Origin of the sequence: Nodosilinea nodulosa PCC 7104, from assembly GCF_000309385.1 — a bacterium.
Taxonomy (GTDB): domain Bacteria; phylum Cyanobacteriota; class Cyanobacteriia; order Phormidesmidales; family Phormidesmidaceae; genus Nodosilinea; species Nodosilinea nodulosa.
This window is the reverse complement of sequence record NZ_JH976537.1, coordinates 544,059-566,449: the sequence shown is the minus strand read 5'-3', so window position 1 is coordinate 566,449 and position 22,391 is coordinate 544,059. Positions and strand designations below refer to the sequence as shown.

Here is a 22,391-nt window from a genome sequence, read left to right as displayed (position 1 = left end):
TACCCATATGGAGGAGCTAGTCTGACAAATTTTTACCTAATTGCCTGTTTAGGGTGTAGGGGCTGATATATTTCTACCTAATTGTCCGCATCGGGGAGTTAGGTGGAATGATTCTCTCTAATTAATAGTTAGGCTAAATCAGATAAACTAACGAAAATACACCTAGTAGATGAATGCATGAATATCAACGCATCTATTATTGACCAGCGTCTAGTATCAGTCATGAACGATATTCGCCAAAAGGCTTCTGAAGAGCTACGCATAAGAGATGAAAATAAACTCAAGTCCTTGGCATTTGTGTATCTATGTGTTCAAACCGTCTTGGACTTAGAGAGTGACGATACTTTTGATTGCTTGACGGAAGGTGGGGGTGACTTTGGGGTAGACGCTATGCATATCTCTGAAGAGTATGATGGCGAGTTTACAGTTAGCTTATTTCAAGCGAAGTACAAGAATAATCTAGAGGGAAATTCTAATTTTCCTGAGGACGGCATAGAGAGTTTAATAAACGCAATTCAATACTTATTTAATCCAGCAGCGACACTAGAATATATTAACGAAAGACTACTCGTAAAAGTGGAAGAAGCCCGTAGCTTGATTCGGGATGGCTATATTCCACAAGTTCGAGCGCTAGCTTGTAACAATGGACTGAAATGGAATGCATCTGCTCAGGAGGCTATTGAACGCACTGGATTTGGTGATCAGGTTACTTGGGAACACCTTAACCACGAGCGTTTAGTCAAAATTCTTCAAGCTTCTAGACCTGTAAAAGACATTTTGCAGTTAAGTGGCAGAGCTATAGTTGAAGATATGGATTTTAGTCGGGTGCTGGTAGGCAGGATTGCTGTCACTGAAATTGCAGCCCTTATTGAGCGACATGGTGAACGATTATTAGAACGTAATATTCGTCGCTATCTAGGTTTGCAAGGAAATCGTGTCAATGAGGGTATCCGTCATACTTTAACTAGCGATGAAAAAAACAATTTCTACTTTTACAACAATGGAGTGACTCTGACCTGTGACAGTTTTTCATATAACGCATTGCAAAATGGTAATTATCAGGTGCGTGTCGAGAACTTACAAATTATTAATGGCGGTCAAACATGCATGACAATATTTAAAACCTTGCAAGAACCTGATTTGCTTCATCAAAATGCTCAAGCTTATGTTCTTCTCCGCCTTTATCAATTGCCTCGTGAAAACGAAGGTCTAGTTCAAAGGATTACCTACGCCACTAATAGCCAGAATCCAGTAGATCTCAAGGATTTACGTGCCAATGATGAGCGCCAACAAAGATTGGAAATTGATATTCAGCAATTAGGATTTAACTATCGGCGTAAGCGCTCTGATACTAACACTCGACCTACAGATATTACTTCCGGGGTGGCTGCTGAAGCAGTATTATCAGTTTGGAGAAGGAAGCCTCATCAGGCAAAATTCTTTTCTCGTGAACATTTTGGAAAACTGTATGATTCAATATTCACTGAAGAACTGAATGGAGCGCAAGTTGTAATAGCTGTTCAGCTTTATAGAATTGCAGAAAATCGCCGCAAAAGGCCGGAGTCTACAGATCCAGATTTTGTTCGCTATGCTTCATGCTTTATTGCAATGCAGATGGGGCAAAGGCTTTTGTCTGACATGGATGTTCAAATGGAAAATATTAGTCACCAAAATTTCCAATTTGCTCAACAACTTATTGAACAGAATGGTGAAGATTATTTCAACGCCGCAGCGCAAGATATTCAACAGGCTCTCCAGGATCTTTATGGGGAGCAAGAAATTTCCTTGCAGCAGTTATCTGCAACCTTTCGACGCGGTGATTTGATGAGTCAACTTTATTGAACAATTAGCTCTGGCATTTGACTTCTCCATGTTTTTGTTGGCCTGCCTTAGGCTAACACTGCTTTGGGTCAGATGGAACAGAGGCTATTAGTAGGAGTTCGGGGTTATTTACCACTGCACAACTTCACCGTTAGGTGGCAGCGCACATTATGAGCAACATCACTCTGAATCTGGTTGTGCTGAGGTCTTCAGACATCGCACGTGCGGCGGCGTTTTACTCTCGGCTTGGTTTGCAGTTTTCGCGGCATCGGCATGACGATGGGCCGGAGCATTTTGCTGCTGAGCTGCCCGGCGACGGTGTTTTTGAGCTTTATCCGCTCGCATCCAATGGAGCATCTACATTGGGAATTCGCATCGGGTTTCGCGTGCCGTCGGTGGATGCTGCGATCGCAGCCTTGAGCGATTATCCTGCGGCCCTGGTAACGCCAGCCAGAGATTCCGAGTGGGGACGCCGAGCCGTGGTTGCTGACCCGGACGGTCATCGAGTGGAGTTGATACAAAACCATGCTGCTGCAAGGGTAGATTGCTCATAGTGATGCCTACCGTCTAGAACCGGCGGCGACGGCGTTTGACTACCCAGACAATCAGGGCGATCGCCAGCAGCACCAGCACCCCTTTGCTAATCGGGGCAATAAACACCTGCACCTGGTCAAAGTTTTCGCCCAAAATGTAGCCCGCCACCGCCAGCGCCCCCGTCCACACCACCGTGCCCAGGGCCGAGTAGACCAGGTAGGGCAGCAGCGCCATGTGGCTCAGCCCCGCTGGCACCGACACATAGGTGCGCACCCCCGGCACAATGCGCCCTACCCCCACCACCCAGCTGCCGCCGCTGCGCCGGAAAAACGCGATCGCCTCGTCGATATCCCTGGGCTTGAGCATCAGCCACTGGCCGTAGCGCTTGACCCAGAGGATAAGCCTGCGGTAGCTGACCAGCCGACCCAGCACGTACCAGGCCGAGGACCCCAGCAGCGAGCCCAGCGACCCGGCTAACGTTACCCCAACCAGGTTCATGGTGGCGCTGGTGCTGCTGACAAACCCGGCCAGGGGCATCACCAGCTCCGACGGAATTGGCGGGAACAGGTGCTCTAGCACCATCAGGCCGAAAATGCCGACATAGCCCAGAGACTCGATCCAGTGGGTAATCCAGCTGAACATGGCGCTACTGCTTACCTCTGTGCTCAAGCAAAACCCTGGACAGCTGCCCCAGCACCAGCGGAATCAGGCTGGCCCCAAACACCAGACCCCAGGCCCGCCACGACAGCCCGGTGGTGCCCAGCGCGTCGGAAAGACCCGGCACGTAAACCGCCGCCAGCAGAATCAGGGTGCAGATGGCCAGGGCACCCCAGACGTAGGGGTTGCGGGTGATCTCGTTATGCAGCACGGCGGTGTTCCGGCTGCGCATGTTGAAAATGTGCCAGAGGCGGCTAAAGGCCAGGGTCATAAAGGAGATGGTAACAGCCTCGCTGCCGTCCAGCTGCCAGACCTGGAGGGCGATCGCAAAGGCCCCTAGCGTAGTGCCTGCAATCAGCAGCCCATACAGGCCAATCGCGACCCAGTGATCCTGGGTGAGCACGGCCTCGCTGCCCCTGCGCGGCGGGCGCTGCATCATGGTGTCGTCGCCTTCACCCAGGCCCAGGGCCAGGGCCGGGAACACATCGTTGACGGCGTTGATATAGAGAATTTGCAGGGGCAGCAGCGGCAGCGGCCCGTTTAGCACCGAGGCCAGGGCGACGGCAATGATTTCCCCGGTGTTGCCCGACAGCAGGTAGAGGGTGAACTGGCGAATATTGCGGAAAATGGCCCGCCCCTGGGCCACCGCCGCCACAATGGTGGCGAAGGAGTCGTCCTGGAGCACCATATCGGCGGCCTCCTGGGCCACCTGGGTGCCGCGCTGGCCCATGGCCACCCCGATATTGGCCTTTTGCAGGGCAGGGGCATCGTTGACGCCGTCGCCGGTCATCGCCACGATCGCGCCGTCGGCCTGGTGCAGCGCAATCAGGTTCAGCTTTTGCTCGGGGCTGACGCGGGCAAAGATCGAGACCTGCCGTAGCTCCTGGCGGTGCTGGTCGGTGAGGTCGTCGAGGGGTCTGAGCGCTTTGCCGGAGAGGGCCTGGGCTTCGCGATCGCCCACCAGCCCCACGGCCAGGCCAATGTTGCGGGCCGTAATTTGCTGGTCGCCGGTCACCATCACCACCCGAATGCCGGCCCGATGGCAGGCCTTGATGGCGTCTTTAATGCCGGGGCGGGGCGGATCTTCCAGCCCCATGACGCCCAGCAGCATCAGGTCGCCGTAGGGTTCGGCGTCGGCTGAGTCAACGGTTTTGGCGGCAAAGGCGAGCACCCGCAGGCCGGCCTCGGCGGTGGTCTGGAGGCGCTGCTGCCAGCGATCGCGACTGCCCTGATCCAAGCGCTGACACCCCCCGTCGATCCAGTGGTGGGTGCAGCGCTCCAGCACCGCCTCGGGAGCGCCCTTGACGGCCACCCAATAGTCCTGCTCGCCCTCGTGCTCGTTGCGGTGAAAGGTGGCCATCATTTTCACGTCGGGGTCGAAGGCCACTTCGCGCTCCTCCGGCCAGTGCGATCGCAGCTGGCAGCGGTCCATGCCGGCCCGCTGCCCGACGCTGAGCAGGGCAATTTCCATCGGGTCGCCAATGGTGTGGTGCTCCGGGGCGTCTGGGCTGGGCAGCTCGGCATTATTGCAGAGCACCGCCACCTGGAGCAGCTGCCGCAGGGCATCGTGCTGCTGGGGGTCGACGCTCTGGCCCTCCAGGCTAAAGGCCGGGTCGCCGCCGACCTGAACAGTGCCCGCCGTCACCACAATTTGGCTGACGGTCATGCGGTTTTGGGTCAGGGTGCCGGTTTTGTCGGTGCAGATAATGCTGGTCGAACCCAGGGTTTCCACCGCCGAAAGGCGGCTGATCAGGGCGTTTTGCTTGGCCATGCGCCCCATGCCTCGGGCCAGGGCCACCGTCGCCACAATCGGCAATCCCTCGGGAACGGCGGCCACCGACAGGGCGATCGCCGTCTCGACCATCAGCATCAGGTCTTTGCCCTGCACAATTCCGGCCAGGGCCACCACCGCCGCAATCCCCAGCGTCACCCAGATCAGCCGCCGCCCCAGCTGGTCGAGCCGCTGCTCCAGGGGGGTCTGCTCGCTCCCCGCCTGGGTGGCCAGGGCAGAAATGTGGCCCAGCTCCGTTTCCATGCCGGTGGCGATGACAATGCCTTCGGCGGAGCCACGGGTGATCGCCGTACCTTTAAACACCCGATTGGTCTGCTCGGCCAGCGGCAGGTCGGGCGCTCCCGGCTGGGTGGTTTTGCTGGCGGGCAGCGATTCCCCCGTCAGCGCCGACTCGTCGGCCTGGAGGTTCGAGGCTGCAATCAGGCGCAGGTCGGCGGGCACCATGTCGCCCCCCTCCAGCACCACAATGTCGCCGGGCACCAGCTGATCGGCGGCCACCTGTTTGACCTGCCCGCCCCGCCGCACCTTGGCCTGGGTCTGGCTCAGCTCCTGCAGCGACTCCATCGATTTCACCGCCCGCAGCTCGGTGGTAAAGCCAATCATGGCGTTGAGCGCGATCGCGATCGCCACCGCCGTACCCTCAACCCATTCCTGAAAGGCAAAGGCCAAAACAGCGGCCACCGCCAGCAGGCCGATAATTGGGCTTTTAAACTGGTCGATGAAGATTGCCCCCGCCCCGCGCTGCTTGGCCTCCTGGAGTCGATTCCAGCCGTATTTTTCGCGCTGGCGGCTCACCTGGCGATCGCTGAGCCCCTGGGCGGCATCCACGCCAAAGGCCTCCAACACCTCGTGGGGCTCGGACTGCACAACCTCGGCGGTGGAAACAGGGCTCTTCATTCAGGCTCCTAGTGATTGATAAGATTGCCCCTAGCCTAGGCAAGCCTAAACCTGCGCACCTCTATCTCCCTGTAGACTGTCAGCGCTTCGCAGAGCGATTTCTTTCCGGCGAAAGATGGCTTAACTGAGCCAATTCCTTAATCTAATATCTTGCCTTAGTCTAATATCTTGAATTCATTCCTATTGGCCAGCCCCACCATGCCCAACGGATTTTTGCTCAGCCGCGCCCTGCTCAACTTTCAAACCGAATCAGAAGATTTGCTCGCTGAGCTATCTGCCGTCACCCGCTCGCCCGACGGGCACCTGTGGCTTGGCTCCGATGAATTTGTCACCATAGAGCGGCTGACACCGATGGGAGACGGCCTCTACGGCAACCACAAGACCTTTCACCTCAAGGATTTTATTCAGCTGTTTGATCAGGAGTCTGAAGTCGATATTGAGGGCCTCGACTACTGCGATGGCTATCTCTGGGTGGTGGGTTCCCACAGCGTCAAACGCAATCGAGCCAAGGGCAAAAAACCTCAAAAAGACATCGAGCGCCTGTCCCAAATTGAGCACGACCCCAACCGCTCAATTTTGGCCCGTCTGCCCGTTCTCAACGGCGAGATTGTGCCCACCTATGCCCCCACCGACAGCGAAAAGGACGACCTCACCGCCGCTAGCCTGAAGCATGTCAATGGCCAGAACCAGCTGCTCAAAGCCCTGGCCGAAGACGAGCATCTGGGGCTGTTTTTAAAGATGCAGCTGCCCTCCAAGGACAACGGTTTTGATATTGAGGGCATTGCGGTCAGCGGCAGCCGGATTTTTCTGGGACTGCGGGGTCCGGTGCTGCGGGGCTGGGCCATCATTGTTGAAATCGAGGTAGATGACAGTGAACCCGGCACGCTTCACCTCAAAGATTTGGGCAATGGCTGCCCGTACCGCAAGCATTTTCTCGACCTCAACGGCCAGGGCATTCGCGAGCTGTGTCTGCACAATGGCGACCTGCTGGTGCTGGCGGGTCCAACTATGGAGATCGAAGGCGCGATGCAGATGTTTTGCCTTGAGGATGTGCTTGAGCTGAGCGAGCACACCCTGTGGAGTCAGGAGTCGGGCCGACTCAAGGTGTTGTTCGATCTGCCGTTTACCATTGGCTCTGACCACGCCGAGGGGCTCACGCTGCTGCCCTGTCTGGGGTACGACGATGGACTCATGGTGGTCTACGACTCCCCCGACCCCAGCCGTCGCCCCGACAAAAAGTCGGTGTTTGCCGACATATTTCGCCTGCCCGAGCAGCCCTAGTGCCAAAGCTACGGCGGCAAACTAGGGCTACCAGTAGGCGGCAATCCGGTGGGTAAAGGCGGCGGCGGTCTCGCAGTAGAGTTTTTGGCCTAGCTCCCTGGCCTGTCGCCGCAGCCGGTGCTGGCGATGCTCCATCAGCGGAAGCAGCACTTGCAATTGCACTTCCTCGATCGCCACTTCTTCTGAATGCTTGAGCAAAAAGCGTCGCAGCGCGGTAATGTCGTGCTCGTCGCCCAGTATTTTGGTCAGTCGGTGGGTTTCTTTGGAGAACGCCGTCATTATCGGGGGCCACAGCTGCCGCAAGAGACAAGTGTCATGCCACAAATCTTTGACTCGCTTACGCCACTGGTGAAAGGCCTCGGGACTATCGCTGTCGCAGGCGCTCTGGTAGCGGGCCTGGCCCTGCCGATAAATGCGCTTTAGGTTTTTAGCCAGCGCCTCCCATCCCGATTTATCCAGGGCCAGCTGGTTGAGCCGTGCTTTGCTGCCCCTGAGTTCGCCGATGATGGCGGCCATGGGAATATCGCGATCGGTGAGGGCTGCCAGCTGCACCTGGTGCCGCTTGGCCAGGCTTGCTCGCAGGTCAGTAAAGCCGTGGGTATCTAGGGTAAGTCCGTAGGTGTCGAGCAGGTCGTCGAGGGTGTGCTGATAGACCTCGCTGTCGCGGCAGGGGGCCAGCAGCCTGCCCTGATCGCGCAGCCGATTTTCTTCGAGCCGGTAGGTTTCTCTGGCCATCGATTTTCGCACCAGGCGCAGCAGCGATCGCCCCTTTTTCAGATGCTTACGGGCATCGTGAATGGCCCGATCTGGGGTTGATTGAAGCTGGTTGCTGAGCTGGTCAATCGCCCCCTCAAGCTGCTCGCCAAGGATGCGGTGAACGTTGGCTTCAACGGTGCTGTCGGCAAAAAATCGATAGGCCATGAAGACTGCCTACTGGGGATCCTTGGAGTCAGGGTCGAGCTCGAATCGGTTGTCATCCCGGCGGTTCATTTTGTTGAGCACCCCGACCGGATGCTCGGGCTGGGTGCTGACGCCCACAGCGGCACCAATGTCGTCTATGTTGTTTTGATCGGGGGTGGGTGTGGTGCCCCCGATCGCCTCTTCGCCGACGGTGCTGGCCCGCGCTGCGATCGCGTCGGCATCTCCCGCCGTCAGCGGTTGCTCGGCCTCGGCATAGCTGCTGGTGGGTACCTCAGCCCCCAGGCGATCGCTGCTTTCCTCCCGCCCCGTGCGGGCCGCTTCGATCGCCGCCTGACTGGGGGGCAGATGAATGACCTCTCCGTTGGCCGGGGGTGGAGCCATGTCAGCCGCCGGGGTGCGAGATGGCTCGGCAGCAGATTGCTTCGGGTTCATGGAATTCTTTTGAGTCATATCTCTCGAAATTGGGTCTAAACGACTGGGGCCAAACGACTTTTAGAGCTAAACGATGTATTGTCGAATCGCTTTATAATTTATTGATGGAGGATTGATGGAGCCGAAAAACGCGCCTCCAACCACCTTTGTCCCATCAATATCGGCAGCTTTAGATCGGCAGTTTTAGCGCCCTGTTTTTTACCCATCATGGGCACCATCACCGTAGCAATGGGGGAAAGCAAAATCCATCACCTGATCGGTATATATTGGTCAGGGGTCAAGGGTATTGGGGCCGAAAGTATGGGCACTGTCCACGCTTGATCAGCAGCAAACTCTGCCTGATCTAAAGCTGGGAAAACTTAGGAAAACGGAGGGCCGCTGCCAGATTCAGTCTTCGGCAAACTTCAGCAGTCGCAAGATCATCAGGGCTAGCCCTGTGCCCAACAGGCCCAGCTGCCACTGACCCAGTCCGGCAGCCAAACCAACCCCCGCCGACACCCAAATCGCCGTCGCCGAGGTCAGCCCCCGCACCCGCCCTGTGCGCAAAATAGAGCCTGCACCAACAAAACCTACCCCCGTAATCACCCCCTGAAGACTGCGCGCCAGGGCCGTGCTGTCGGCCTGGGCCATGCCGCTTTGAATGGTGACTAAAATAAACAGTGCTGCCCCCAGCGCCACCAGCATATTAGTGCGCAAACCCGCCGCTTTTTGGCTGTATTCTCGATCGACCCCAATCGAAGCCCCCAGGGCAACGGCTATACCCAGGCGGCCTAAAACCGCAATCCAGGGAATCGGTGAAAAGGAAATCATGGGCTTCTGCGATCGCAGGCTAGGATACGAGCCTACAACGCATGAACGAAGAACATCTCTATCCCAGGGCGCAAACCTCCCACCTGCCGCGAACACCCTACAACATCAATTGAGTGGTGGGGCCACCAGCTCAGCTAACTTTTTCTAGCCCTTGCCTGATGGCTTTTTCCGCCTGGGGCGCATCTTTGCCGCAGCAGTGCAAGCCCAGCTGCTTTAAAACCTCGGCGATGACGTCATAGTTTTGAACGGCAACTTCGCTACTGGTTTTCTTGGGCAGGTTGTGAGGCGTCTCGATATTGATATAGCGAATGTTTTGAAGAGCGGCCTTTCCTTTCTGAGCCGCTTTAATTTGCTGCTCTCGCAGACTTAGTTTCACAATGTCAAAAACAAGAACCAGCAACCCATCAAAACTATCCTGATCGCTGCTGGTGTCGATAAAGTTTAATAGTATATTAACTAATTCCTCGAGGTCTTTGACCATCCCTTTTTCGGCATTGCTAATAGTTTGATCAAATTTATTGCCGAGCTTTTCTTGAACAGTCGGGAACAGCGTTGATAAATCAGTTTCTGCATCTGTGCCTATGGCGCTGGATGCATCGGACTGGAGGGCAACATTGACATCCTTTTTGCTCAGCTTGTCAAAATCTTTTGAGTTAGTCACCCAAACGACGTTGTCAGGATTATCCGGATCGCCAATGTGGCATTTCGACAGCGCATCCGAAGCACACCAGCGAAAGATGTTTGTCTTGCCGGGTGTATCCATCAGCAGCTTGCGAATCGTGAATGTTTGCTTACCAATCTTGAATTCTTCTTTGCCAAATTTACGGTCTAGCTCGTCTTTTAGCGCCTTGATTTTATCTTCGCCGGTCTCCTTTTTGCTTTTGTCAACATCCTGCTTGAGGCTGCCGACGTCGGCAGCGTCTTTTTTGTCCAGATATCGTTTGGTATCTTCAATGTCATTGTTGTGTAATGCCACCACAGGCAGAGAAAAGTCCTTGGAGCATTTTTTGATGCTGAGGAAGAGCGAAATTTCCATAAACTTCATGATGTCGGCGGCTTTTTTGGAGCCAGCACTGTCTTTCAAAAACTGCTCGCAGGAGGCCTCGTCGTTGATGCACTGCTCGGCAATCTCGGGCGGAAAGCACTCGTTAGGGTCTTTGGGGTGCTTGCTGCGGGCCGAGTCGATGCACGGTAGGCCCAGCTCTCGGTCTTTGTTGTCCGGCTCCATCAGGAGCAGGTTGTAGGCGCAGTGCTGGTGCATTAACTGAGCGGTTTGCCGGGCTTTGCGCTCGTTGTTGTGGATCACGATTAAGCAGGCGCAGGGCTCCCCCTGGGTGGAATCCTGGCGCTCCAGGTGGGGGGCGGCAGCGGCGGTTCCCGGTTGAGGCGGCTTCTCGTCTCTCTGGACTAATTGCTGACCCGCTGGCTGCACCACGTGGGCCAGCTCGTGGGCGATTAACAGCTGTCCCGTCTGCGTTGCTGGTGCCAGCTGTCCAGCGTTAAACACAATGTTGTCTCCCACTGTGTAGGCATTGGCGTTTATTGCCTCTGCCGATTGGGCGGCGGCGGCTCCAGTATGCACCCGCACCCTGGAGAAATCTTGGCCGAAGTGCTGCTCCATAGCGGTGCGAGTGGCCGGTTCGAGCGGCTGGCCGGGCGAGCTTAAAACGCTGTAGACCACCGGGGGGACGGTTGGAGAATCCGCTGGGGAATGGGGCGTTGAAGGGGCTGGCAGACCCACGACCTGGGCGGCGATGCGATCGGCTTCGCGTTCGCCGCGATCGCCCGGATTACTCACCCTGAGCTTCGTCTGGGGGCTGGGGGCGATCGCCTGCCCGCTCTGGCAGCGGGGACACCCGCCACCGCAGGCGCAGGTGGACTTACGCGCGAGCAGCGGCTCACTGGCGAAGGGGGCAACCACGGGCAACGGTGAGGCTGGGGACCTGGGCGCTTTGGCTTTGTCAAGGGCTGGGTGGATGCATCCATGGGGCATTTGGGGTACCGCCTCGGTTATGGCTGGGGTGTGTAAACAGTGATGCGCCTTTTTGGTCAGCAGGTTGCCGTTGGACTGATGGCGGAAAAGTCATTGCCGATCGCGCGGAAAGAAGTCACCGCAGCAGACTGGTGTGCGCCATTCTTCAGCAGGGTCAAGGAGCCTTCCATGGTCTGATTGGGGATGCCCAGGCAGCTGTCCCAGATCATGACGCGCACGGTGAAGTCATACCGGGCAAAGGTGGGTTCTGCCCCTGGGCTGGGCCACATGCGCCCCGGCGCGTCATCCCAGGAGAGGGTTCCGGCCCCTGGGGTAGCGTTGACAAAGCAGTGGGTGGCTTCCTCGTAAAAGCTCGTTCCCGTGTTGCTGGCGGGAATGGCTGTATTACAGGACTCGATTGGGCCGGCGACGGGCTGGCCGTTTTCAAACTGGCGGATTTTGACAAACTGCCGGAAAACCAGGCATTCCGGATCGCATCCCGTCAGCGCCGCGACTAAACCCTGGGGGGCAGCCACCTGAATAGAGCCTTTGTTTACCCCCCGCAGGCCGGGTTTGGCCTCATTCAGCCCCAGCTCTAGGTTGGAGAACTGGGCGTGGCAGAGTTTGGGCCGCTTGCGCAACTGGCCGCGACGATTGAGGTCGTTGGTCGGCCCCAGCGGGTCGCCGCTGGGGGTGGTGCCACAGCGGGTCGGGGCGGCGGTATTTGCGCTCTGGTTCTGGTTTTGGTTCTGGTTTTGATTTTGGTTCTGGGGCCGCCCGGCCTGGCTCAGGCCGTGGGGCGGGGCTTCAGCCTGACGGCAGCGAGGGCAGTGACCGCCGCAGGCGCATTGATTTGGAGACCGGGAAACCCCGGCGAGGGAGACGGTGGGGAGACGGCTTCGTTTCCCTGGTCGCGGCGGCGGCGCAGCTGGGATGGGTGGTCTGGCGGTTAGGGTTCTCATCGGCTTGGTCGACGTTCGACGGGGCAATTAAGCGCTGCTGTAGACAGGCTCGATTGGCATGGGTTTAGGGGGCGATCGCCCGCAGCCGCTCTTTACGCACTGGGTTCACGGGCGAGGCGGCCAGCAGGGCCTCAAACTCCTGCCGATCTGCCGCTGAGTGGGTGTATTTCTCGCTCAAAAATAGCGCGAAGAAGCGCATGGCGCGATCGTCTATCTGCCGCAGCTGAAACTGGGCGTCGTACCACCGCTCGTAGTCTTTGCTGGCCTGGAGGGCGCGCTCGTAGTCGGCCCGCACCGCCGGATCTGAAATGGTCGCCGGATCGACCTCCCCAGAGGAATAAACGATGCCATCGGTCGGCGGCGGCGCTGCGCCCCGAACGGGTAGGTTTTCAGGATTCCAGCTGGGGTCGATCGCCCGATCCAGCGCCGCAAAAAAGCGCAGTCGCCGCTCAACGGCCCGCTGGCGTGCTGCGGTGTCTCCAATGTGAATATCGCGCTCTGAGGCTTCGATCAGCTCCAGGGCCTGGTATATCGACGCAGGATCTTGATTGGCTTCGAAGGCGGCCAAGTTTTCTGCTAAGTGCTGATCTGTAAAATCCATAGTGCCCAAGGCCTGCTCTGCCAACGGTAAAACCAAAATGCAGCCGATACCCAACAACCATCCTGTCGCCATCGAGACGTAGAGCATATTGCTATGGGGGACATGCCCCAATCGGGCACTGGGGCAGGGCAAGGGACGGATCGGGCACGGTTACTGACCCCGTTGCCCCGGCTTTGCTGGAGGTTAGCGTCGAGCCATCGGCGGCCAGGGTATGCACCTGGGTTACTGTGGTGAAGTTGTGAAATGCACCAGTCCCCACCTTGTACTCGTAGGGAATATTGATGGTGATATTTCCCGCTGCAAACGGCGGGGCTGTACAGCATTCACCCGAGAGGGCACAGTCTCCCAGGACGGACTGCGTTCCTTTACCTGCCACTACGGTATTGGTTAGCGCTTTATCTGGGCAGGCGGCGCCACCTCCTCCGGCGCCGCAGTGGCCGCCACTGGCTGGGTTGCACGAGTAGACTCCGGTGCCAGTTCCGGCGACATCCAGCTCGCGATAGCGCGCCTGGCCAAAGTTCACCGTATCCGGGCCAAGGAAGACCCGCGTCTGAATCCCAGAGGTGGGTCGGTTGGCGTTGTGCTGAACGCCTGTACCCGGCTGGCGATCCATGGTTACAGAGGTGGGGGCAACGACGGTAAAGGCCAGGGTTGCCGCCCCGGCGGTGACGGTGATCGTCCGGGCTGTGTCGGGAGCGGTCAGGATGACCGTGACTCCGCTGGCGGCGGAGAGAGTGCCGCCCGTGGTGGTCCAGGCGGCGCTGCCGGGGGCATGGGTGAGGTTGACTTGCTCGCCTACGCCAATGGTGGTGCGGGTCTGCGCTCCTGGCGAGGTCGCCACCGTCTGGCTCGTAATAGTTTCAGGAACCGGGGTTGGCGGGGCAGGGGTTGGTGGAACTGGGGTCGGTGGAACTGGCGTTGGCGGAACCGGCGTGGGGGGAACTGGCGTGGGGGGAACTGGCGTTGGCGGAACTGGTGGTGTCGGGACCGGTGGTGTCGGGACCGGCGGTGCAGCAGCGAATTGGGTATCCAGGGCGGCCATGGTGAGTGGCCCGACGAGACCATCGGGATCTAAGCCGTGCGATCGCTGAAAGTCTTGCACGGCGGCGCGAGTTTCGGACTTAAAGATACCATCGACGCCAAACACCGGCAGCGGAAAGCCAGCGTCTACCAGGGCTTGCTGAAGCTTACTCACCGCCGCGCCCTGATTGCCAAACCGCAGCAGGCGCTCGTTGTCGAAGCAGGCCTCCAGCACAGGATCGCCCGCAAACCGGGGTGACTGGAGGTCGTGGCCATCTCCAATGGTGCGCTGGAGATGGACCGTTGCGCCGCTGGACTGCTGCACGGTGTGAACCAATTCGTGGGCCAGCAGCCTGCGGCCCGTGGTGGTGGCCGGGGCATATTCCTGGCTAGCAAAGACAATGTCCTGGCCGACGGTATAGGCTCTGGCGCTGACATCCCGCGCCGATCGCGCCGCCGCCGCCCCCGTATGCACCCGCACCTGGGACAGATCGTGACCCAGGCGCGGGGCCATGAGGTTGCGGGTGGCTGCATCGAGGGGCTGACCGGGCGATCGCAGAGCCTCCTGCACCGTGGCGGGGGCGGTTCGATCGCCGCCGGACTCTGGGTGTTGAGTCGGTCTCCCTGAGGTGCGCACAATCTGCTCGGCCAGGCGGTCGGCCTCTTGCTCGTCGCGATCGCTGGCTGCGCCGATTTTTAAGCTGGACGGCTGCGCCCGCTTGCTTTCGCAATGGGGACATTTTCCGCCGCAGGCGCAGCTTGTCTGCCGCTGGAGAAGCAGACCGGGCGACGACAGCGACGGGGCAACCCTCGGCGAGGGCGGTTTCTTCGTCGCTGGTGCGGCGTCCTTGGCGCTGGGTTTTTGGGCTAGGGCGTGGACCATAGGGAAACCTCTCAAGGGCGATCGGGGCTGGCCGGATTGTTGACTGGGCTGACGCCAGGACGCGTGACCAGGCGATCGACCACCGGGCGGGTTACCACCGGATCGACAACGGGGCGAGTGACAACGGGGGTAGCTATCACCGGATCGGGGACGGGGCGATTGCTCGGCGGCCCGCCCGCCGAGAGCAGAATCTCGACTCGCTGGTTGAGCGGCACCTCGGCGTAGGTCGCATTCAACCCGTGGGCCGTCACCGAAATCTGAGCCGCTGGAATATTCGACTGCACGAGCAAGCCCTGCACCGCCTCGGCCCGCTTTTGAGAGATCGCCAGGGCTTCTTCGCGGCTGCCGTCTGCGGTGCTGGCGTAGCCGTTCAGGGCAACCTGGCCGGTAGGAGTTTGGCGCAGAAAAGTTTGGGCGCGCTTGATGGCGAGCTTGAGCAGGCGATCGCCGTTCAGGCGTTCGTCATCCTGCCGGGTTTTGGTAGAACGGGCCTCAAACCAAATGACGGAGCCATCGAGGGCCAAATCGGGCTGCTCGGGGGTGGTCTGCGGGGCGATCGCCACTTTAAACTCCTCATCCCGACTGGCGTTGCGGCGCAGGTCGGCCTGGGAAGAAAACAGCTGCTGGCCTTTTTCGTCGATCACCGTTACGTAAAGGTCGGGGCCGAGTGCCGCTCCGGCAGGGCTTTGAAAGGCGTAGGGAATGCGGAACGCGCCCTGACCGTCGGTGATGGCCGAGCCCAGCTTGTCGTCAAAGCGGCGGTTGTTGTCGATCGCGTTGACCTGCACTCCGGCGATCGCCTTCCCAGTCCTGGCCTCAACCACCTGCCCTCGCACCAGCCAGTCACGGGTGTCGGGCGGCGGCGGCTCGACGGGTGGGCAGGTGTCGTCGGTACTCAGCTCGGTGCGGTTGAGGGTGGCCTCTTGGGTAAGGCGATCGCCCGCCTTGATCTGCAATGCCTCCGAACCCTGGTAGACCACCTTGCCCTGGCGCGTCCCCACGGTCAAAAAGACGCCGTCGGGGGCGGCCTCCGGTAGCTTGGCCAGGGCGTCGGAGGCAATGGTGAGGGCGTAATACCCAGAGAGGTCGGTTTCTGCTGCCCCCAAAAAGCGGTAGGCCTTGCGCTCCTCATTCCCCAAAAAGACAATCAGCCCAACGATGCCCTGGCCATTCTGGTCGCTGATCCGACCCTGCACCAGGGCGGCTTTATCGTCCACCTCGGGCGGCTGAATGATGATAAGTTCTAGCTCCACGTTCAGGTCTTGAACAGCGGTGGCGTTGCGCTGTAGGCTGGCGCTAATCTGCTGCACACGCCCGTGGTCAGGGCCGTACTTTTTCGCTAGACGCTGGGCCTCGGTTTGCAGCAGCGCCCCCAGCGCCACCTGGGTATCGCGGGTCTGCTGTAGTCCTTCTATCTGGGCACCCGAGACCAGGGCTAGGGCCTGTAGGAGCTGGCTGCCGACCTGGTCTTGGTTGGTGCGGCTGGCGCTGGCGCGGGGGTTGGTGAACATGGGGAGCCTCGGGGTGGGGGGTGGATGGGGGGATGGGGGGATGCGTGGGGGAGTGAGGGGATGAGGGGATGAGGGGTCCGTAGGGTGCATAGGGCTAAAGGCCCGGCTTTGCCTACGCGAAGCAATGCACCGCTGAAGGAGAAATCGTAGGGTCAACCATCACCCGTTGTTGGCGTCGTCGAAGTCCTGGGTTTCGTTAAAGCGGGGGCAGAAACTCTCGTCGAGCACCTGGTTGCCTTTGGCGATCGCATCTCGGCCCGGTGTCAGGTTGCTGGCTACGATGCAGTGGCTGCCCTGGTTCATGGTGGTGGTATTCATTAGTGTAGTTAACGTCAGCAGAGAAAATTGAAGCGAGGTTTTGGAGGAGCGCAGGGGCTCTTTGAGGCGGTTGTCGCTGGCCCGCAGGGTGGCCCCCAGCAGGGCAGTATTGATCAGGGCGCTGATGGTGTCGCTGAGGGGGAGGCCGGGGGGCAGGGCCTCGGCCTGGTTGCCGTCAAAGCCCAGATCGTCGGCAGTCCAGAGCATTTGGGCAATCAGGCTTTGGTGGTCGAGGCCCTGGCGGGTCTGGTTGCTGTTGAACAGGGTGTGGCCGTTGGGCAGACGAAAGATTGAGTCGCGCTGGAAGCTGGGCTGGCGGTTGCTCAAGGAACTCAAACCAGCGGCGTTGGTCGCTGCACCGCTGCCGATGAAGCTACCGGCCTGGTTTAGCCCGCCCAGGTTCAGCACCAGCAGGGTGCCCACGGCCCGCTCCAGGGGGGTGAGGCCCGCCAGCTCGCTGTTGAACTGGTTATTGAGCAGGGTGGCGGGGCCAAAGGCCAGCAGGGTGAGAGCGCGTCCGGCGGGCTGATCGACGCTGTTGTCCTGAATGCGGGCGGCGGGGCGGTGGGTGACCAGGGCGGCGCGATCGCGTTTTTCCCCCAGCAGAAAATTCAAGATTGAGAGCGAAGAGGCAATCAGGGCGATGCCCGCCCGCTGGCCCGGTTGCAGGTCGGCGTTGTCGGCCAGGGGAGCGTTGTCGGCGATCGCGTTGTCGGTAATCGCAACCTCTTCGCCGTAGCTAATCCAGACGCCGCAGGTGGGCTTGGTGTAGACCACGCCATTTTTCTCAATCCGGTTGCGGTGAATGGCGACATCGGCGCAGAGGCCCAGGGAAATGCCCCCCAGCCCGCGCTGGCCGATTAAATCCCGCAGCGCCTGGGTGAGCGGGTTCTGGAAGCACTGGGAGATATGATTTTCGGTAATATCCAGGCCCAGGATGGGGTTGCCGAAGACGCGCAAAATTTGGGCGTAGAAGCCGAGCAGGCGATCGCGTCCCCGGTTGTTGCTGGCCAAATCGGGCAACTCCACCGTGGGCAGCCCAATCCCCGAAAGGCCCATATTCGAGATCGTGTTTTGGCGAATGGAAAGGTCGTAGATGAAGGCAACCAGATCGCCCAGGTCGAGCTGCGATCGCTCTAGCTCAATCTGGTAAAAGGTGCCAAACTCCTGGCGGCTCTGGGGGGTGATGGCGGCGATCGCGTACCCCGGCGAGAGCACAGACACCTCGTAGGTGCCGGGGCTGGCGGTGATCAAAAAATCTCCGGCGCTGCCGCTCACTGCCGTCAGCCGCGTTCCATCACTGGGCTCAAACTGAAGGCTGATGTTGGCCAGGGCCGCCCCGTCCAGGCTGACGCCGCCCCAAATTTGCCGTTCCCGATGGTCGATGGTGGGCACGGTGTCATCGGGGTCGGGTTCAAGCCCCGCCAGAAAGTCGGCCAGGGAGGTGCCCAGGGCAATGCCGTTGCCCGCCCCGCCGTTGATTTTGTTGTCCAGAATGGCCACCCGCTCCGAGCCGCCCGCCACCTGAATGCCGCCCAGGGCGCGGTAGGGGTTGGTGGGCAAAAACAGCAGGCTCACCGCCCAAATCTGGGCAATATAGGCCGTAAAGAAGGGAATATTGGTATAAATCACCTCCAACTGGGCGCAGGGGTCGGTGGGGTCGGGCACCTCCTCGCCGTCGGGCGGGTCGATGGGGGGCAGGCGCAGGGTGGGAATCACGCCCAGGTCGTTGCGCTCGATGCGGCTGTCGTCGGCGTGCAGGTAAATAGCCACCCCGGCGCTGGCCTTATCGAGCATGCGAATCAGGTTGTGGTGAATGTGGATGCCGCTGCCCCGCTGGACGTGGATGGCCTGCTGGCAGGCGATAAAGCGGTTGTGGCCAATCTCAATGTCTTTGAGGGTGCCGTCTTCGCTGCCGCGCAGGGCGATCGCGGTTCCGCCCAGCGTCACCAGATCCATGTGCAGCAGCGCAATGCATTCGCTATCGACCACCTGAAAGATCGGCGCTTCGCGATCGCGGGGCACCACCCGGGTCTGCTTGTCGCAGCCCTTGATCTTGATATTGCGGCGGTTTTCGATGCGGGCGTTGGTTTCGTGCAGGCCAGGCAGCAGGCAGATCTCACCGCCGCGCGCGGGCAGGTGGCGCAGAGCGGCCTCGATGGTGTCAACGTCGCCGTGGGTAGCGCGACCGTCGCCCACGGTAACGGTGCAGCACACCCGCTGGTTGGTCAGGGGGTTAAAGACCTCGCGGCAGTCTTCGATGTCGTCGCTGTCAAAGCTGAGGGTCTGCTCCGCGTTCCAGGTCAGCACCGCCAGGGGCACCCGGTGGTAGCGAATGCCCATCGGAGGCTGGGCGTCGATCAGGGTTTCGGGATTGCCGATTTCCCCTGCCCGCACCGGAAACGTCCAGTAGTCGCCGGGGCGGTAGTTGGCGGCGGCGGGGGCCTCAAACTCCAGGCGAATGCCGTCCAGCAGTTCGGTAGGATCGCCGCCGGGGGCCGGGGGCAAAAAGTCGGCGATCGCGCCGATACCGTTCCACAGCCGAAAGAAAACCGGGCTGCTGCCGCCGGGGATGGTGCCAAACCGGGGCGCTGCGGCCAGTTCCAAGCTGTCGCCGTTGAGGGTGGCCTGGGTGCCGTAGGTGACCCGCCAGTGGCCCAGACCCGGCGTAGCGGGCGAGAGCGGGTCGTACTCCACCGCCTCCAGGTAGAACTGGTCGAGCCCGCTGGTGGCGATCGCCTGGAGGTTGGCGGTAATCAGCACCGTTTGATCGGCGGCATTGAACAGGCCCCGGCCTACCAGGCCGCCGTTAAACTGCGACCACTTAAAGCTGGGAATGCCGCTGTCAACCTGGGCAATTTCGACCCGGTAGAGCAGGTGCTCGAAGCCGGTATAGCCGCCCCCGGCCACCACCGGGCAGTCGCCCGCAATCACCTCGGTGGGCTGAAGCGAGACGGTGAGCTTGCCCAGGCTGTCGAAATTGTCCTGGAGCAACTGGCCAATGTTTTGGCAGTTTTGGCCCCGGTTGAGCCGAAACAGCCGCAGGGCCATAGCGGTATGCAGGCGCTCTGTGGTGTCGGGGCCTCCTAAGGCGGGTTCGATCAGGGTACTGGGGATTTGAAAGCCGTTGATCGCCTCGCGCCACACTTCCAGCACCACCGCATCGCGCACGTTTTCGGCAATGCTGTCAACCGTGGCCCCTGGAGATTGAATCGGCGACTCCAGGTAGGTGGCCACCCGCGTCACCGACTCATCGCCGTTGAGATGCACCAGCAAACCATCGGCCCAGCCGTGGCCCGGCAGCAGGGTGAGCAGTAACTGCCCGTCGCTGAGGCTGGCCTCGGTGACCTTAAAGGCATTGACATCGCTGGAGGGGATCGCCATTACCCTAGGGCCAATTGTGTCTGCCCCGGCGGTGTCCTGCCAGTGGGTGGTGATCTGGGTTTGAGCCAGTCCGTCGCGATCGAGGCGGACCCGGCCCTGCTGGTCTAAAACGCCGTTGAAATTATCGCTGGGGTCAAAATATAGGTTTGAAAAGTCGCCTTTCATAGGGTTACCTCAGGTCACCGGAATCAATAGCGGTCTCACACCCACGGGCATAAACTCGCGGTAGCGAATTTGCAGGTTCCGCCACTTGTGGGCGTCGAGTAAAAAGCCAAAGGCACCCATGGCGTCGTCGCCGGGGCCGCGATCGCGAATCCGAAAGTCGCTGGTGCGGGCCAGCTGACCGTAGCCGGGCTGGCCAAAAACTTCGCTGGTAAACCGTAGCCGCGCGTCGCTGCCGAAAACGCAGGCGTGGTGCTGGGGCAGGCGGTCTCCCTGACCCGAGAAATAGCTGTACTTGAGGCAGCCTTTCTGGTTGTTGAGCACCTCCAGGGCATGCACCCAAATGCCGCCTTTGCCGCGAATTTCGCGCACCCGCATGCGGCCCAGCACGGTCAGGCCGTTGACCACCGTGGGCGGCCCCCAGCCTTCCTCCGGCATTGGCCCAAACCCGGCCACCGCAAAGCTATCGGCGGGGTCGTCCCCCACTCCTTTACCCGCGTCAAGCAGGGATTCGGTGAGAAACAGCGTGTAGCCCGTGTCGATGGCCAGGGGGCCGCTGACGGTGCGGCTGAGGTGAATTTCGGGGGTCTGATCAAAGGCGGTCAGTTCGTTGGCGTCGGCAAAGCCGTAATCGTTCTCTAGCCACAGGGCGGGCTGGATGGGGGCGCGATCGCCGTCGAGCTGCTGGAAGCCGCCTGGCTCCAGGGTGCAGCTCACTAGCTCCAGGCTGTTGAGGGCAGCGCGGGCGATTAGCGGCTCGCCAGCGGGGAAGCCTGCGCCTCGCGTCAGGTACAGCCCCTCCAGCCGCACGGTGAGGCGATCCATCAATCCATTGAGCTGGTTTTGAGTATCGGGATCGGCGTCAAACACCTCGGTGGGGCGGAAGCGCAGGGGTTGAGCCAGGCGAATAATCGGGCGCTGACCGCTGGCGGCGCGGAGGATCAGACTGCGACCCAACCTGAGGTTGGGACCACCGGATTCGATCAGGGGAGATGCGATCGCCCCTAGATCCAGCTCGTGCACCATGCTGTCGCGAATTTCGATCGCGATCGGCACCTCGGAGTCCTGAATATCGTTCAGGGCCGTCTGCAACCCGGTGGGGTCCACGTGAAAATTCACCGGGCGCACCTCGACCGTTTCCCCCTGCCAGGTTTTGGGCAGGTTCTCTCGGGAGACGGGATGCGCCCCCACCGGCCCCACCGCGCCGTAGGTGTAGGTAAGCAGCAGACCCGTGCGCAGGGCCTCGGCCTCGGCGGCGGTTTCTACGCCGATGATCAGGCGGCCAATCACCGGATCAACAGCGATTTCGTTGTTCTCGAAGGGGCGGGCCAGGCCGGTTTCCCAGGCGCAGAGGTTTTCACCGCGCAGGGTCCAGGGCGAGGGTGGATCCGTGCGGGGCCAGGGGCGGTTAGCAAATTCGGGTTCGGGCAGGTGGAGCTGTAGGCCCACGTCGCCAATGTCCAGCCGCTCCAGGGTGTCTAGGTCTGGATTCGCCAAGCTGGCCGGGTCGTAGGGTTCCACCAGCACGTACTGCTCGGGGCTGCCCGCCTGGGAGGCTTCGGTGAGGCGGGCCGGGGGCATGGGGCCGGGGGTTTCATCCAGCCGGGAGACGATGGGGGGCACCAGATCGGGGTCATAGCGAGCGGTGTTGAACAGCCGCACAGGGATGCCCAGGGGATGCACATCCGCCCGCACGATGAAGCTGGCTCCGGTTCCGGCGGCGCTGTTGTCGATCACGTCCCGGATGACTGGGGGAGACACCGCCACTCGGTAATCTTTCAGCCGCCAGAGAAAGATCGCCAGGTTGGGCAGGTTGTAGCGGATGGCATCCAGGGCCGGGGGTTTGACATCCGCCGTGTGACCGAAGGGGTCAAAGGGGGTGTTGACCAGGCTGAGCATGGCCGGGTCGCGCAGGGTGACGGTGCCGCCCCAGATCGGCGTAAAACGGTTGGGGGTAAAGCGATTGGGGGTAGGGCTGGGAGGCGAGGGCAGGCCGTAGGGTGGTGCGCCGCCCGCATCGGGGCGCTGGTGGTTGAGGTGCTGGTTCCAGAGCAGGTTTTCCCGCAGCTCGACGCCGTGAACGCCCCAGCCGGTGAGGTTGTAGGTGAGCCGCTCGATCGCCCCCAGGGTGCCTTTGCGCCGCCTGAGGGCCACAGTGTCGGCCACATCGGCGCGCAGGGTGCGGGCCTCGCCCTTGAGCGGGCTGACCCCCAGCAAATCGCCGATGTAGGGAATCACCCACTCGTCGCAGGTGTCGATAAAGAAGTCGTGGTAGAGGGCTTCGATATTGGCGTGGATGTCGCCAAAGACCACCTCGACCGTGGCCAGGTAGTGCTGGAGCTGCCCCGGCGGCGACTGTTCGGCGTCGCGGACGTGGTAGATCTGCGGCAGGCGATCGTACAGAGGAACTCGTTTGGCGTTGGGACGGGCCAT

Annotated in this window: 15 protein-coding genes; 3 read left to right on the top strand and 12 right to left on the bottom strand. The window is 60.3% G+C overall.

Annotation, left to right across the window (positions count from 1 at the left end; all coding sequences use genetic code 11):
• The first annotated feature begins 177 nt into the window (after positions 1 to 177).
• Positions 178 to 1,842, top strand: a complete 1,665-nt coding sequence (locus tag LEPTO7104_RS0102360) for an AIPR family protein (protein WP_017296940.1) — start codon at positions 178 to 180, stop codon at positions 1,840 to 1,842.
• Positions 1,843 to 1,991: 149 nt separating this feature from the next.
• Positions 1,992 to 2,375: a VOC family protein gene (locus LEPTO7104_RS37815; protein ID WP_071527356.1), complete on the top strand. Its 384-nt coding sequence runs from the start codon at positions 1,992 to 1,994 to the stop codon at positions 2,373 to 2,375.
• 13 nt (positions 2,376 to 2,388) lie between these two features.
• Here LEPTO7104_RS37815 and LEPTO7104_RS0102355 read toward each other — a convergent pair whose 3' ends face one another.
• Both LEPTO7104_RS0102355 and LEPTO7104_RS0102350 read right to left on the bottom strand, forming a co-directional pair.
• A complete protein-coding gene (locus tag LEPTO7104_RS0102355) occupies positions 2,389 to 2,997 on the bottom strand; it encodes a DedA family protein (protein WP_017296939.1) in 609 nt (202 codons plus the stop codon).
• Between the two features lie 4 nt (positions 2,998 to 3,001).
• A complete protein-coding gene (locus tag LEPTO7104_RS0102350; RefSeq protein ID WP_017296938.1) occupies positions 3,002 to 5,701 on the bottom strand; it encodes a cation-translocating P-type ATPase in 2,700 nt (899 codons plus the stop codon).
• Between the two features lie 198 nt (positions 5,702 to 5,899).
• Here LEPTO7104_RS0102350 and LEPTO7104_RS0102345 point away from each other — a divergent pair, with 198 nt between their 5' ends.
• On the top strand, positions 5,900 to 6,982 hold the full coding sequence (locus LEPTO7104_RS0102345; RefSeq protein ID WP_026072302.1) for a DUF3616 domain-containing protein: 1,083 nt from the start codon (positions 5,900 to 5,902) through the stop codon (positions 6,980 to 6,982).
• Between the two features lie 27 nt (positions 6,983 to 7,009).
• Here the strand turns inward: LEPTO7104_RS0102345 and LEPTO7104_RS0102340 are convergent, their stop codons facing one another.
• The 10 genes from LEPTO7104_RS0102340 to LEPTO7104_RS0102290 form a co-directional block, all read right to left on the bottom strand.
• The gene (locus tag LEPTO7104_RS0102340) at positions 7,010 to 7,903 is read right to left on the bottom strand and encodes a CHAD domain-containing protein (RefSeq protein WP_017296936.1); all 894 of its coding nucleotides are present in this window, start codon (positions 7,901 to 7,903) and stop codon (positions 7,010 to 7,012) included.
• Between the two features lie 9 nt (positions 7,904 to 7,912).
• Entirely contained in the window at positions 7,913 to 8,335 is a 423-nt protein-coding gene (locus tag LEPTO7104_RS0102335) for a DUF6335 family protein (protein ID WP_017296935.1), read from the bottom strand.
• 387 nt (positions 8,336 to 8,722) lie between these two features.
• Positions 8,723 to 9,145, bottom strand: a complete 423-nt coding sequence (locus tag LEPTO7104_RS0102325; RefSeq protein WP_017296933.1) for an MgtC/SapB family protein — start codon at positions 9,143 to 9,145, stop codon at positions 8,723 to 8,725.
• Between the two features lie 130 nt (positions 9,146 to 9,275).
• Entirely contained in the window at positions 9,276 to 11,066 is a 1,791-nt protein-coding gene (locus LEPTO7104_RS0102320; protein ID WP_225886916.1) for an eCIS core domain-containing protein, read from the bottom strand.
• A 128-nt stretch (positions 11,067 to 11,194) separates the two neighbouring features.
• Entirely contained in the window at positions 11,195 to 12,079 is an 885-nt protein-coding gene (locus LEPTO7104_RS0102315; protein ID WP_017296931.1) for a hypothetical protein, read from the bottom strand.
• A 64-nt stretch (positions 12,080 to 12,143) separates the two neighbouring features.
• Positions 12,144 to 12,680: a hypothetical protein gene (locus LEPTO7104_RS0102310; protein WP_017296930.1), complete on the bottom strand. Its 537-nt coding sequence runs from the start codon at positions 12,678 to 12,680 to the stop codon at positions 12,144 to 12,146.
• 91 nt (positions 12,681 to 12,771) lie between these two features.
• On the bottom strand, positions 12,772 to 14,583 hold the full coding sequence (locus LEPTO7104_RS36585; RefSeq protein WP_017296929.1) for an eCIS core domain-containing protein: 1,812 nt from the start codon (positions 14,581 to 14,583) through the stop codon (positions 12,772 to 12,774).
• Positions 14,584 to 14,594: 11 nt separating this feature from the next.
• Positions 14,595 to 16,094: an OmpA family protein gene (locus tag LEPTO7104_RS0102300; protein WP_017296928.1), complete on the bottom strand. Its 1,500-nt coding sequence runs from the start codon at positions 16,092 to 16,094 to the stop codon at positions 14,595 to 14,597.
• Between the two features lie 159 nt (positions 16,095 to 16,253).
• Positions 16,254 to 19,961, bottom strand: a complete 3,708-nt coding sequence (locus LEPTO7104_RS0102295; protein ID WP_017296927.1) for a DUF6519 domain-containing protein — start codon at positions 19,959 to 19,961, stop codon at positions 16,254 to 16,256.
• Between the two features lie 9 nt (positions 19,962 to 19,970).
• The gene (locus tag LEPTO7104_RS0102290) at positions 19,971 to 22,391 is read right to left on the bottom strand and encodes a phage tail protein (protein WP_017296926.1); all 2,421 of its coding nucleotides are present in this window, start codon (positions 22,389 to 22,391) and stop codon (positions 19,971 to 19,973) included.